This window comes from Stenotrophomonas sp. X (genome assembly GCF_055721025.1).
Genome location: NZ_CM146756.1, coordinates 719,219 through 733,285, shown reverse-complemented (window position 1 = coordinate 733,285; position 14,067 = coordinate 719,219). Strand labels below are relative to the sequence as shown.

10 protein-coding genes and 1 pseudogene are annotated in these 14,067 nt (G+C 67.1%); 1 reads left to right on the top strand and 10 read right to left on the bottom strand.

Going from position 1 to position 14,067, the window contains the following annotated elements; genetic code table 11:
- Positions 1 to 26: 26 nt before the first annotated feature.
- Both secA and ACZ75I_RS03225 read right to left on the bottom strand, forming a co-directional pair.
- Entirely contained in the window at positions 27 to 2,759 is a 2,733-nt protein-coding gene (secA, locus tag ACZ75I_RS03230) for a preprotein translocase subunit SecA (protein ID WP_472958700.1), read from the bottom strand.
- A 267-nt stretch (positions 2,760 to 3,026) separates the two neighbouring features.
- The gene (locus ACZ75I_RS03225; RefSeq protein WP_472958699.1) at positions 3,027 to 3,983 is read right to left on the bottom strand and encodes a M23 family metallopeptidase; all 957 of its coding nucleotides are present in this window, start codon (positions 3,981 to 3,983) and stop codon (positions 3,027 to 3,029) included.
- A gap of 12 nt (positions 3,984 to 3,995) precedes the next feature.
- Here ACZ75I_RS03225 and ACZ75I_RS03220 point away from each other — a divergent pair, with 12 nt between their 5' ends.
- A complete protein-coding gene (locus tag ACZ75I_RS03220; protein WP_049413132.1) occupies positions 3,996 to 4,445 on the top strand; it encodes a DciA family protein in 450 nt (149 codons plus the stop codon).
- Positions 4,446 to 4,726: 281 nt separating this feature from the next.
- Here the strand turns inward: ACZ75I_RS03220 and lpxC are convergent, their stop codons facing one another.
- The 8 genes and pseudogenes from lpxC to ftsW form a co-directional block, all read right to left on the bottom strand.
- Entirely contained in the window at positions 4,727 to 5,638 is a 912-nt protein-coding gene (gene lpxC, locus ACZ75I_RS03215) for a UDP-3-O-acyl-N-acetylglucosamine deacetylase (protein ID WP_061478389.1), read from the bottom strand.
- A 205-nt stretch (positions 5,639 to 5,843) separates the two neighbouring features.
- Complete coding sequence (gene ftsZ / locus ACZ75I_RS03210) at positions 5,844 to 7,079, bottom strand: cell division protein FtsZ (RefSeq protein ID WP_005415297.1); 1,236 nt, start codon at positions 7,077 to 7,079, stop codon at positions 5,844 to 5,846.
- 169 nt (positions 7,080 to 7,248) lie between these two features.
- The gene (ftsA, locus tag ACZ75I_RS03205) at positions 7,249 to 8,484 is read right to left on the bottom strand and encodes a cell division protein FtsA (RefSeq protein WP_005408083.1); all 1,236 of its coding nucleotides are present in this window, start codon (positions 8,482 to 8,484) and stop codon (positions 7,249 to 7,251) included.
- A 68-nt stretch (positions 8,485 to 8,552) separates the two neighbouring features.
- Positions 8,553 to 9,230, bottom strand: a pseudogene (locus ACZ75I_RS03200) (cell division protein FtsQ/DivIB); the annotation flags it as partial.
- Positions 9,227 to 10,189: a D-alanine--D-alanine ligase gene (locus ACZ75I_RS03195; protein ID WP_061478390.1), complete on the bottom strand. Its 963-nt coding sequence runs from the start codon at positions 10,187 to 10,189 to the stop codon at positions 9,227 to 9,229. The gene ACZ75I_RS03195 and the pseudogene ACZ75I_RS03200, both read right to left, overlap by 4 nt.
- Positions 10,186 to 11,622, bottom strand: a complete 1,437-nt coding sequence (murC, locus tag ACZ75I_RS03190) for a UDP-N-acetylmuramate--L-alanine ligase (RefSeq protein ID WP_472958698.1) — start codon at positions 11,620 to 11,622, stop codon at positions 10,186 to 10,188. Before murC ends, ACZ75I_RS03195 begins: the two co-directional genes overlap by 4 nt.
- A 40-nt stretch (positions 11,623 to 11,662) precedes the next feature.
- The gene (gene murG, locus ACZ75I_RS03185; protein ID WP_346476217.1) at positions 11,663 to 12,751 is read right to left on the bottom strand and encodes an undecaprenyldiphospho-muramoylpentapeptide beta-N-acetylglucosaminyltransferase; all 1,089 of its coding nucleotides are present in this window, start codon (positions 12,749 to 12,751) and stop codon (positions 11,663 to 11,665) included.
- Positions 12,748 to 14,067, bottom strand: coding sequence for a putative lipid II flippase FtsW (gene ftsW, locus ACZ75I_RS03180; RefSeq protein ID WP_346476218.1), 1,320 nt, complete (start codon positions 14,065 to 14,067; stop codon positions 12,748 to 12,750). Before ftsW ends, murG begins: the two co-directional genes overlap by 4 nt.

Below are 14,067 nucleotides of genomic sequence, written 5' to 3'. Positions count from 1 at the left end.
CCCCGCTTTCGCGGGGCTCTTCGGGATCAGCTCAGCTGGCCGTGGCAGTGCTTGTACTTCTTGCCACTGCCGCACGGGCACGGATCATTGCGGCCGATCTTCGGCTCGTCGCGCTGCAGCGTGGCCACCCCCTGCTGGGCGGCCTGCACCTGCGCGGCTTCCTCGTCGGCACTGTAGCCGCCTGCATCCTGGTGCTGGAACTGCGACTGGCTCAGGCGAGCCTGCGCCTGCTGGCGCTCGGCGGCCTCCAGGGCCTGCACTTCCTCGTCGCTGCGGATACGCACGCGGGCCAGCAGGGTCACCACTTCGCGCTTGACGTTCTCCAGCATGTCCGAGAACAGCTCGAAGGCTTCCTTCTTGTATTCCTGCTTGGGCTGCTTCTGCGCGTAACCACGCAGGTAGATGCCCTGGCGCAGGTAATCCATGCGCGCCAGGTGCTCCTTCCAGCTCTGGTCCAGCACGGTCAGCATCACGTGCTTCTCCAGCGCGCGCATGGTCTCTTCGCCCAGGCTGGCTTCCTTCTCGGCGAAGTGCTGGTTGACGCGCTCCTGGACCTTGCTGGCGATGGCCTCGGCATCCAGTTCCTCATGCTGCTTGACCAGGTCGGTCAGCGACATCTGCAGGCCGAAGTCCGACTCCAGGGTCGCTTCCAGGCCACGCAGGTCCCACTGCTCGTCGATCGAGTTCGGCGGCACGAAGCGCGCAACGATGTCGAAGATCACGTCGTCACGGATGCCGTCGACGTTGTCCTTCACCGATTCGGCGTCCAGCAGCTCGTCGCGCTGGGCGTAGATCACCTTGCGCTGATCGTTGTTGACGTCGTCGAAGTCCAGCAGGTTCTTGCGGATGTCGAAGTTGTGGGCCTCGACCTTGCGCTGCGCCTTTTCGATCTGGCGGCTGACCAGGCGGTCCTCGATGACGTCGTCTTCCTTCATGCCCATCATGCGCATGGCCTTCTGCACCCAGTCGGAGGCGAAGATGCGCATCAGGTTGTCTTCCAGCGACAGGTAGAAACGGGACGAACCCGGGTCACCCTGGCGGCCCGAACGGCCGCGCAGCTGGTTGTCGATACGACGCGACTCGTGGCGCTCGGTGCCGACGATATGCAGGCCGCCAGCGGCCTTCACTGCATCGTGGCGCTTCTGCCATTCGGCCTTGACCGCCGCCTTCTGCTCGTCGGTTGCGTCCTCGCCCAGAGCGTGGATCTCGGCTTCCAGCGAGCCGCCCAGCACGATGTCGGTACCACGACCGGCCATGTTGGTGGCGATGGTCACCGCGCCCGGACGGCCGGCGTTGGCGACGATGGTCGCTTCGCGGTCATGCTGCTTGGCGTTGAGCACTTCGTGCTTCACGCCGGCCTTGCTCAGGTGCTCGGACAGCATTTCCGAGGTTTCGATCGAGGTGGTACCCACCAGCACCGGCTGGCCGCGCTTGGCGCACTCTTCGATGTCGGCCAGCACCGCATTGAACTTGCCCTTGCGGTTGAGGAACACCTGGTCCGGGCTGTCCTTGCGGATGGTCGGGCGGTTGGTCGGGATCACCACCACTTCCAGGCCATAGATGCTCTGGAACTCGAACGCTTCGGTATCGGCCGTACCGGTCATGCCGGACAGCTTCTTGTACATGCGGAACAGGTTCTGGAAGGTGATGCTCGCCAGCGTCTGGTTCTCGCGCTGCACCGGCACGCCTTCCTTCGCTTCCACCGCCTGGTGCAGGCCATCGGACCAGCGGCGGCCGGCCAGGGTACGGCCGGTGAATTCGTCGACGATGACCACTTCGCCATCGCGCACGATGTAGTCAACGTCACGCTGGTAGATCGCGTGCGCGCGCAGGGCGGCGTTGAGGTGGTGCACCACGGTCAGGTTCTGCGCCGCGTACAGGCCTTCGGTCTCGCCATCGAGGATGCCGGCCTCGACCAGCAGCTGCTCGGCATGCTCCATGCCCGCTTCGGACAGGTGCACCTGCTTGCCCTTCTCGTCGACCCAGAAATCGCCTTCGCCGTCTTCCGCTTCCTGCTTGACCAGGTGCGGCACGACACGGTTGACACGGATGTACAGCTCCGGGGAATCATCGGCCGGACCGGAGATGATCAGCGGGGTGCGCGCTTCGTCGATCAGGATGGAGTCGACTTCGTCGACGATGGCGTAGTGCAGGCCGCGCTGGTAGCGGTCGGCCTTGGACAGCGCCATGTTGTCGCGCAGGTAGTCGAAGCCGAATTCGTTGTTGGTGCCGTAGGTGATGTCCGCAGCGTATGCTTCGCGCTTGTCGCTGTGCGGCATGCCCGGGTACACCACGCCCACGCTCAGGCCCAGCCAGTTGTACAGCTTGCCCATCTGCGCGGCGTCGCGGCGGGCCAGGTAGTCGTTCACGGTGACCACGTGCACGCCCTTGCCTTCCAGCGCGTTGAGGTACACCGGCAGGGTCGCCACCAGGGTCTTGCCTTCACCGGTGCGCATTTCTGCGATCTTGCCCAGGTGAAGCACCATGCCACCGATCAGCTGCACGTCGTAGTGGCGCATGCCCAGCACGCGGCGACCGGCTTCGCGGCAGACCGCGAACGCTTCCGGCAGCACCTTGTCCAGGGCTTCACCGCCAGCGATGCGCTGCTTGAACTCCGGCGTCTTGGCCTGAAGCTGCTCGTCGGACAGCTTCTCGATCTCCGGCTCCAGCGCATTGATCTTGGCGACGATGCGGTTGAGCTGGCGCAGCTGTCGTTCGTTACGACTGCCAAATACGCGGGTAAGCAGGCTGTTGATCATTGAAGGAACCGGGTTGGATGGACACGACGCCCGGCCTCCCCCTTGGGATCCGTCCGCCGCAAACGAAACAGGGCGCCTGGCGCCCTGTCGATGGCAACACCCATTGTAGCTTGGGACGGGCGCGAGGGGTTTCAACCCTTTGCGGTCGTCCAGGCGGCCGGGACCGGGGTCCTGGCGGCCGCGCTTCGCGCTCGCGGGGCATGGCCCCGCGCTACCGCCGGGATCCGACGGCGTGCCGGTAGCGCCGGGCCATGCCCGGCGTTGGGATCAGCCGCGGCTGACGCGGCCGACCGGCGTGTTGCCGCCGTCGCCGAGGAACTTGCGCGGGTTGACCACGTTGCCGTTCTCCCACACCTCGAAGTGCACGTGGGCACCGGTCGAACGGCCGGTGGAACCGGCCTTGGCCACTTCCTGGCCGGCACGGACCAGGTCGCCGGCCTTCACCACCAGGCGCGAATTGTGCGCGTAGCGGGTGACATAGCCATTGCCATGGTCGAGATCGACGACATTGCCGTAGCCGCCCTTCACGCCGGCGAAGCTGACCACGCCCTCGGCCACGGCCATCACCGGGTCACCGACCTTTGCGTGGAAGTCCATGCCCTTGTGGGTGGCGGCGCCGCGGCCGAACGGGTCGGCACGGGTGCCGAAGCCGGACGTCACGTAGCTGTTGCGGATCGGCATGCGCGACGGCACGGCGTTCTGCTGCAGCTGGTGGTCGAACATCAGCGATTCCATCACCGACAACTGGCGGCCTGAAGCAGCGAAGCGCTGCTCCAGCACCTGTAAGTCGGCGTTGACGTCCTTGACCGGGATGTCGCTGGTCGGGCCGCCTGCGTCACCGTCACCGAGGCCCGGGGTCTCGTTGAAGTCGAACTCGCCGTCCTCCAGCTTGCCCATCTGGGTCAGCCGTTCGCCGAGGGCGTTGAGGCGGGTCGCCTGGGCCTGCAGCTCCCCGAGGCGGGCCGCCAGCGCATTGACCTGGGTCTGCGCATCGCGCTTGACCTTGGCCAGTTCCGCATCCTGGCGCTCGACCTTGGCCTGCAGCCGGGAATCATTCAGCGCGCTGGCGCCAATGCCGCCAGCAAGGCCGATAATGCAGCCTACCCCGAGCACGCTGCCCAGCAGGGCGCGGGGGCGGTCCTCGAAATAGAACCGCAAACGCGCGATCGGCGACGACTTGGCCTGTCCTTCACGCGTTTTGATTACGATCTTCTTGAATGCCATCAGTGAGTTTTCATGTCTGAGCCGAAATCCAGCGTTCGCCCCGCGTCGGCACCGAAACCGGCGCTGGATGCGGTGATGGCGGACAAAAGCGGCAACCCGCTGCGGCGTGCCTTGTGGCTCGACGCGCTGGACCGTCAGTTGCGCCCCCAGTTGCCGCCACCTCTGCGCAGCCGTTGCCGGCTGGCCAATGTGGACGGGGAACACCTCGTTTTTCTCGTCGAGTCCCCGGTCTGGCATGCCAAGTTGCGGCTTGCCGAAGCCCAGCTGCTCGACGCGGCCCGTTCCATCGGGCTGAAGGCCACCAGGGTGACCATCAAGACTGCGTCTCCCACTCCCACGCGCTCCCCAGCGCTCGACAACCGGAATGGACCCCACGCAGTTTCAGCCGCCACGCACAAAGGGCTACGCGACGCCTTGGCTTGCCTGCAGGACGTTCCTTCGAAGCCGAAGAAACGGTCCTGATGGCAACGGAGCATCCGGCTCCGCTCCCCGTCGCGCGTGTCACCACGGCGTGAAACATTTCGGGGGCCGGGTCGCATCCTAGCGGCCATCCGGGGGCCTGTCGTTAGATTGTTGTTAAAACTGCGTTAAATTCAGGCTTCTGATCCAACAGGTTCACAAAACCGTGACCTTGAACCAGCCTTGACGTCTTTCAAGCACGCTGAATGCGTCGGCGACGGCGGAAACAAGAACGCCGCCCAGGAAGGCGGCGTTTTTATCTTTAAATTCAACAGCCTATGGAATCAGGCATACGCCGGGGTGGCGTATTCCACCGGATCCGGTGTGGCCGGCGAGTCGAAGCTGACCCATTCCCAGGCGCTGGCGTCGGCCATCAGGGCCCGCACCAGCTTGTTGTTGAGCGCGTGGCCGGACTTGAAGCCCTCGTAGGCGCCGAGCACCTGGCCACCGGCCAGATAGAGGTCGCCGATGGCGTCAAGAATCTTGTGGCGCACGAATTCGTCGGCGTAGCGCAGGCCGTCTTCGTTGAGCACGCGGAACTCGTCCAGCACGATGGCGTTGTCCATCGAACCGCCAAGGCCCAGGTTGCGCTCGCGCATGTACTCCAGGTCACGCATGAAACCAAAGGTACGCGCGCGGGAGATTTCCTTGGTATAGGCCAGCGTCGAGAACTCGATTTCCTGGCGCGACTGCTTGGCCGGAATCATCGGGTGGTCGAACTGGATGGTGAAGCCCAGCTTGTAACCCTCGTACGGGGTGAAGCGGGCCACCTTGTCGCCCTCGGTCACTTCCACGGTCTTCAGCACGCGGATGAAGCGCTTGGGCGCATCCTGTTCCACGATGCCGGCCGACTGCAGCAGGAACACGAACGGACCGGACGAACCGTCCATGATCGGCAGCTCGGCCGAGGACAGTTCGACGATGATGTTGTCCACACCCAGGCCGGCCAGCGCCGACATCAGGTGTTCAACGGTCTGGATCTTGGCGTCGTTGCAGGTCAGGCCGGTGCACAGGGTCACTTCGGTGACCAGTTCGGCCTTGGCCGGCACTTCCACCACCGGGTCCAGGTCCACGCGGCGGAACACGATGCCATGGTTGACCGGTGCCGGGCGCAGGGTCATGTAGACCTTGTCACCACTGTGCAGGCCAACGCCGGTGGCGCGGATCGTGTTCTTGAGGGTGCGTTGCTGGATCATGGGGATGGACCGGAAGTGACACATTAGATTAACACGCGCACTCCCCTACCCTGGCTGAAACGCCAGTGACAGCCACCGGCAGGACACACCGGCACGCCGCTGGGAAAGCGCGTGAAGCAGGGCGGCCGGGCCCATCCTGGCCCGGCGCCCGCATTTTCAGGACATGGTGGCGCAACCCGGGGAGGACAACCCCGGGCCGCCCCGCTTAGTCCGCCTGGCGGCGCAGGAAGGCCGGGATGTCCAGGTAGTCGTTCGGCAGTTCCGCCGCTGCCGGGGCCGAAGCCGCCGGGGCCGACGGGGCGGAAGCCGCCGCGGTATCGCTGCTGGCGCGACGCAGGCCCAGGCCCATGCCGCCCACGGCCTTGGACACGGCGTCGCCGCCGTTGTCGAACTCGCCGAACTCCGGCTGGCCGGTGGTGGCGTTGCGGACCAGCTTGATCGGTGCACGCTCGCCCGGACGCTGGGTCTTGCTGGCCGAGACGCGGTTGAGGCCAGTGGCCACCACGGTCACGCGCACTTCGTCCTGCATGTCCGGGTCCAGCACGGTGCCGACCACGACGGTGGCGTCTTCCGAAGCGAAGCCGTCGATGGTACGGCCGATCTCGTCGAACTCGGCCATGGTGAAGTCCGCGCCGGCGGTGATGTTGACCAGGATGCCGTTGGCACCGGCCAGGTTCACATCGTCCAGCAGCGGGTTCTGGATCGCCGATTCGGCAGCGGCCTGGGCGCGGTCATCGCCCCGTGCGGTGCCGGTACCCATCATCGCCAGGCCCATTTCGGACATGACGGTGCGCACGTCGGCGAAGTCGACGTTGATCAGGCCCGGACGCACGATCAGGTCGGCGATGCCCTGCACGGCGCCCTGCAGCACGTCGTTGGCGGCGCGGAAGGCCTGGATCATGGTCGCGTTGCGACCCAGCACGGTGATCAGCTTCTCGTTCGGGATCGTGATCAGCGAGTCGCAGTGCTGGCTCAGTTCCTCGATGCCCTTCAGCGCCACCTGCATGCGGCGACGGCCTTCGAACGGGAACGGCTTGGTGACCACGGCCACGGTCAGGATGCCCATTTCCTTGGCCAGCTGCGCCACGACCGGCGCAGCGCCGGTGCCGGTGCCGCCGCCCATGCCGGCGGTGATGAACACCATGTCGGCGCCCTGCAGCGCGTCCATGATGCGCTCACGGTCTTCCAGCGCGGCCTGGCGGCCGACTTCCGGGTTCGCGCCTGCGCCCAGGCCCTTGGTCACGTTGGTACCCAGCTGCAGCTGCAGCTTGGCACCACAATTCTTGATGGCCTGCGAGTCGGTGTTGGCGGTGATGAACTCCACGCCGTCCACCGCCGAGTTGACCATGTGCGCCACGGCATTGCCGCCGCCGCCGCCCACGCCAACCACCTTGATCACCGCATTGGGTGCCATCTTTTCGATCAGTTCAAAATGCGCCATGTCCGTGTCCTCGTTGTATCCGCTTGTCGGTGGCATGGACGTTCGGGCCTCCTGCCTTCGCGTGTCATGTTGCCGTTGCGGCTGTGTGGGTTGTGTAGTGCGTTGTTGCGTTGTGATGCGGGTACTGCGGGTGTTGCGCCGGGCCGGGCCCGGAGTTACGGGTTCCGCGTCAGAACTCGCCGCGGAACCAGGTCTTGAGCTTCTTGAACATGCTTCCAGCGCGCCCGGTCGGCAGCGACGGCCGCCGCGGGTGCTCGATCTGGCTGCCCATCAGCAGCAGGCCCACGCCGGTGGCGTGCACCGGGTTGCCGACCACTTCGCCCAGGCCGGTGACGTGCTGCGGGATGCCCACGCGCACCGGCATCTGCAGCATTTCCTCGGCCAGTTCGACCACGCCTTCCATCTTCGATGCGCCCCCGGTCAGCACCATGCCGGCGCGCACCAGTTCCTCGAAGCCGGAGCGGCGCAGTTCGGCCTGCACCATCTCGAAGATCTCCTCGTAGCGACCCTGCACGGCCTGCGCCAGCGAATGGCGCGGCATGCGGCGCGGCGGGCGGTCGCCGACCGACGGCACCTGGATGCTCTCCTCGGCCGTGGCCAGCTGGGCCAGGGCGCAGGCATAGCGCACCTTGATCTGCTCGGCTTCCGGGGTCGGTGTGCGCAGCATGTGCGCGATATCGTTGGTCACGTGGTCGCCGGCGATCGGCAGCGAGGCGGTGTGGCAGATCGCGCCCTGCACGAACACCGCGATGTCGGTGGTACCGGCGCCCATGTCGACCAGCACCACGCCCAGCTCGCGCTCGTCGGCGGTCAGCACCGCCACGCTGGAGGCCAGCGAGGACAGCACCAGGTCGTCCACCTGCAGGCCGCAGCGCTGCACGCACTTGCTGATGTTGGCCGCCGCCGACTGCGCGCACACCACCAGGTGCGCGTGCACTTCCAGGCGCACGCCGGTCATGCCGACCGGGTTGCGGATGCCTTCCTGCGAATCGTCCAGCACGTACTCGCGCGGAATCGCGTGCAGGATCTTCTGGTCGGCCGGGATCGCCACCGCCTTGGCCGCGTCGAGCACGCGATCCAGGTCGCCCCAGGTCACTTCACCGTCGCGGATCGGCACGATGCCCGGCGAGTTCTTGCACTGCACGTGGTTGCCGGAGATCGAGGCGTACACCGAACGGATCTCGCAGCCGGCCATCAGCTCGGCTTCTTCCACCGCACGCTGGATCGACTGCACGGTCGATTCGATGTCCACCACCACGCCACGTTTCAACCCGCGCGATTCGTGCGAGCCGATGCCGATCACTTCGATCGGGTTGCCCGGCGAATACTCGCCCACCAGCGCCACCACCTTGGAGGTGCCGATGTCCAGGCCAACGATCAGCGATTTGTCACCCTTGCGATTCATGTCCTTTCCTGCGTGCTTCTGGCCGGGGTCGCCGGCGTTTTCGCCGGCGTGGCCGGGGTACCCCAGCTCAGCGTGAAACCATTGGTGTAACGGAGGTCGGCGCGCTCGATCGGCGCGTCCTGTCGGTTGAGCTGCGGCAGCACCTTGACGAAGCGCTGCATGCGCGAGCGCGCGTCGTCACGGCCGACCACCACTTCGGTGCCGTTGCTCAGCACCAGCGACCAGCTGCCGCGCGCATCCATCGTCACCCGGCGCACGTCGACGCCGGCCGGTGCGAACAAGGCACGCGAGTCGCTGTACAGCTTCATCACTTCCTGGGTCTGGCTGTCCGGGCCATCCAGCTCCGGCAGTTCCAGGTCTGACAGTTTCTTCGGCGTGGGGAACAGCTTGCCCTGCTCGGAGACCAGGCGGTCGTTGCCCCAGCGTGCGAACGGCTTGTGCTCGACCAGGGTCACTTCCAGCACATCCGGCCACTGCTTGCGTACCTGCGCGCTTTCCACCCACGGCAGCTTCTCCAGCGCGTCCTGCGCATCCTGCAGCTTGACCGCAAAGAAGCCGGCGCGCGCGTACGGCAGCAGCACCTGCTGCAGCTGTTCGGCGGGCACCCGCTTGAACTCGCCATGCACGCGCAGCTTCGCCAGCGGCCAGCGCTCGGCGCCGACCCAGCCATTGACCACGGCCACCACCGGCAGTGCAACCACCGACAGTGCCAACAGCCAGACGAAGATGCGCAGCAGCGCGTTCATGCGTGCGCGGCCTCCAGGGTCTGTTCCAGCACGCGCCACACCAGTTCCTCGAAACCGATGCCGGCCTGGCGGGCCGCCTTGGGCACCAGCGAATGGCTGGTCATGCCCGGCGCGGTGTTCACTTCCAGCAGGAAGAAACGGCCGCTGGCCCGGTCACGCATCACGTCCACGCGGCCCCAGCCACGGCAGCCAGCGGCGCGGAATGCGGCCAGCGCGATGCGGCGGATCTCGTCTTCGTCGCCACCGTCCAGGCCCGGGCACAGGTACTGGGTGTCCTCGGCGATGTACTTGGCGTTGTAGTCGTACCACTGGCCCTTGGGCACGATGCGGATCGACGGCAGGGCAACGTCGCCAAGGATGGCCACGGTCAGCTCATCGCCCACCACCATCTGCTCCATCAGCAACTGGCCGTCGTAGCGCGCGGCCAGGGCCACGGCCTCATCCAGGCCCGCCTCGTCGGTGACCCGGCTGATGCCCACGCTGGAGCCTTCGTTGGCCGGCTTCACCACCACCGGCAGGCCCAGCTCGGCGGCCAGCGCATGCACGTTCGACGCGTCGACCTTGCGGTACTGCGGGGTCGGCAGGCCCAGCGACAGCCACACCTGCTTGGTGCGGATCTTGTCCATGCTCAGCGCCGAACCCAGCACGTCCGAGCCGGTGTACGGCACACCGAAGGCGTCCATCAGGCCCTGCACGATGCCGTCCTCACCGCCACCGTTGTGGCCATGCAGGATGTTGAACACGCGGTCGATGCCACCGGCGGCGAGCGCGCTGGCCAGCGCCGGAATGCCATCGACGGCGAACGCATCGACGCCGCGCGACTGCAGGGCTTCGAGCACGTTGCGGCCCGAATCCAGCGACACCTCGCGTTCACTGGAACTGCCGCCGAGCAGCACGGCGACGCGGCCGAACACGGCCGGGTCGGTCACGCGCAGCGGCGGGAAAGTCAGCGCGCTCACGCCTGGCCCTCCGCCTGGAAGCCTTCCACCGCGATCTGGGTGGCCACGGCACCGATGTCGCCGGCACCCATCATCAGCAGCAGGTCACCGTCCTGCAGCACGTCCGGCAGCACGCTGGCCAGCTCGGCGGCCTTGCCCACCACCACCGGCTCGCTGCGGCCGCGCGCGCGGATGGCGCGGGCCAGCGCATGCGAGTCGGCACCGGCAATGGGTTCCTCACCGGCCGGATAGACCTCGCTCAGCACCAGCGCGTCGACGCTGGACAGCACCGCGGCGAACTTGTCGAACTGGTCACGGGTGCGGCTGTAGCGGTGCGGCTGGAAGGCCACCACCAGGCGCTTGTCAGCCCAGCCGCCGCGGGCGGCGGCGAATACCGCCTCCAGCTCGCTCGGGTGATGGCCGTAGTCGTCGATGATGCGCACCTTGGCACCGCTGGCGGTGGTCACTTCGCCCAGATCATTGAAGCGGCGACCGACACCGGCGAAGCCTTCCAGCGCGCGCGCGATGGCGTCCGGTGCCACGCCCAGCTGCCAGCCCACCGCGGCGGCGGCCAGCGCGTTGAGTACGTTGTGCCTGCCCGGCAGCGCCAGCACCACTTCCTGGCTGGTGCCCTGCGGCAGGCGCAGGGTGAAGCGCATGCGCGATCCTTCCTGCACCACGTTCTCGGCGCGCACGTCGGCCTGCGGGCTCATGCCGTAGCTCATCACGTGGCGCGGGGTCTTGGCGGCCAGCGTGGCCACTTCCGGATCGTCGATGCACAGCACCGCCAGGCCGTAGAACGGCAGGCGCTGCAGGAATTCGGCGAACGCCGCCTGCACGCGGGCAAAGTCGTTGCCGTAGTTTTCCAGGTGGTCGGCGTCAATGTTCGTGATGATCGACATCAGCGGGTTCAGGCGCAGGAAGCTGCCATCGCTTTCGTCGGCCTCGGCCACCAGCCACTGCCCACCGCCCAGCTTGGCGTTGGCACCGGCAGCCAGCAGCTGGCCACCGATCACGAACGTCGGGTCCAGGCCACCTTCGCTCAGCACCGCCGCAGTCAGGCTGGTGGTGGTGGTCTTGCCATGGGTACCGGCCACGGCGATGCCGCGGCGGAAGCGCATCAGCTCGGCCAGCATCGCCGCGCGCGGCATGATCGGAATGCGCTGGCTGCGCGCTTCCATCAGTTCCGGGTTGTCTTCGCGGATGGCACTGGAGACCACCACGCAGTCGGTGCCCAGCACGTTGGCTGCCGAGTGGCCGCGCATGATGCGCGCTCCCAGGCTGGCCAAGCGGCGGGTTGCCACGTTGTCGGCGTTGTCCGAGCCGGACACTTCGTAGCCCAGCGTCAGCATCACTTCGGCGATACCGCTCATGCCGGTGCCGCCGATGCCGACGAAATGCACGCGCGGGAACGCGCGCACCAGGTCGTTGGTGTCGTGCAGGCGACGGATCATGCGCGGCCTCGCGCAGGGCAGGCGCGGTGGCATGCCTTCTTCATACAGCTTCCTCGAGAATGATATCGACGATGCGCTCGGCGGCATCGACCTTGGCCAGGGCACGCGCGGCTTGCGCCATCTGCATGCGGCGGGCGGGATTTTCGGACAGATCGCGCAGCAGTGCGGCAATGCCGTCGGCCAGCGTTCCGTCCTGCTTCAGCAACACCGCCGCGCCGCGCTCGACCAGGTACTCCGCATTGCGGGTCTGGTGATCGTCGACGGCAGCGGGGAATGGCACCAGCACGCTGCCGACGCCGGCCGCGCACAGCTCGGCCAGGGTCGACGCACCGGAGCGGCACACGACCAGATCGGCCCAGGCGAAGGCCTCGGCCATGTCGGCGATGAACGGGGTGATTTCCGCCTGCACGCCGGCCTTGGCATACGCCTCGACCGCCTCGGCATGCATCTTCTCGCCACTCTGGTGGCGCACCTGCACCGGCACGCCGGCACCCAGCGCGGCAATCGCCTGCGGCACGCCGGCATTGAGTGCGCGCGCACCCTGGCTGCCACCCACCACCAGCACGCGCAGCGGGCCGTTGCGGTCGGCGAAGCGCTGTTCCGGCGGAGCGATGGCGGCGATCTCCGCACGCACCGGGTTGCCGACGAATTCCTCGCGCTGGGCGAAGGTGCCCGGGAAACCGGTCAGCAGCCGGCGCGCATAACGCGACAGGATGCGGTTGGTCAGGCCGGGCGCACGGTTCTGCTCATGCACGATCAGCGGCAGGCCATGCAGGCGCGTGGCCATGCCACCCGGGCCGGAGGCGAAGCCACCGAAGGCCACCACCGCACGCGGCTGGCGTTTGCGGATGATCATGCCGGCCGCGCGCAGCGCACGCATCAGCCGCCATGGCGCCGCCAGCAGCGCCAGCTTGCCCTTGCCGCGCAGGCCGGTGATCGCCAGCGTGTCGATGGCGATGTCGTGCTGCGGCACCAGGCGGGTTTCCATCGCGCCGTCGGCGCCCATCCAAGTCACCGGCACGCCGCGCTCGCGCAGCACGCGGGCCACAGCCAGGCCGGGAAAGATGTGACCGCCGGTACCACCGGCCAGGATCATCACCGGGCGCGCCTTCTCGTTGGCTGCACTCATGACAGCCTCCCGAAGGTCGGTTCGATGCGCGACTGCAGGCGGCTGGTGCCGCGCGCGGCGTTCGCCGCAGCGGCAGCCGTCGGCTCGGCGCTCATCGGCACGCTGGCGGCCACCGGCGCGGCGGGCCCGTCCATCGGCTCGGCAGCGGCGTCTTCGGCGCCGCCGATGCGCACCGCCTGGCGGCGCTCGGCGCGCTTGAGCTCATAGGACACGCGCAGCAGCAGGCCCATCGCCACGCAGGTCATCAGCACCGACGAGCCGCCGGAGGAGATCAGCGGCAGAGTCAGGCCCTTGGTCGGCAGGATGCCCAGGTTCACGCCGATCGAAACGAAGGTCTGCATGCTGATCCACAGGCCGATGCCGAAGGCGATGTAGCCGGAGAAGTGGCGCTTCATTTCCACGCAGCGCATGCCCAGCCAGAAGGTACGGCCGACCAGCAGCGCGTACAGCGCCACGATCACGCAGGTACCGAGGAAACCGAATTCCTCGGCGGTGACCGAGAAGATGAAGTCGGTATGCGCTTCCGGCAGGTAGTACAGCTTCTGCACCGAATTGCCCAGGCCGACGCCGGTCCACTCGCCACGGCCCACCGCCATCAGCGCGTTGGACAGCTGGTAGCCGTCGCCCTGCTGGTCGGCCCACGGGTCCAGGAACGAGGTGATGCGGCGCATGCGGTACGGCTCGATGATCGCCAGCGCGCTCATGCCGACCAGGCCGATGACCACCGGCATCGACATGCGCGGCATGTTCACCCCGCCCAGCACCAGCATGCCGGCGGTGATCGCCAGCAGCAGGGTCGAAGAACCGAAGTCCGGCTGCAACAGCAGCAGCACCACCAGCGCACCGGCCACGCCCAGCGGCTTGAGCATCGCCGGCCAGGTCGCATTGACCTCGTCGCGGAAGCGCACCAGGTAGCTGGACAGCCAGACGATGTACAGCACCTTCACCGCCTCGACCGTCTGGAACTTGGAGATGCCCAGGTTGATCCAGCGGCGTGCGCCGTTGACCGTGCTGCCCAGGCCCGGCGCAAACACCGCCAGCAGCAGCACGAAGCAGCCCAGCAGTAGCATCTGGTTGTACTGCTCGATGGATTTCAGCTCGGTGCGGGCGGCGATGACCGCCAGCACGATACCCACCGCCAGGAAGATCAGGTGGCGGTTGAGGTAGTAGAACGGGCTGCTCATCAAGGCGATCGAGCTGGACGCCACCATCACCACGCCCACGCCGGTGAGCGCGATGATCGCGCCCAGCAGCCACTTGTCGTAGCTGCCTTCGATGGCTTCAAGGCGTGTTGCCTGGCGGGACAGGTCGTTCAT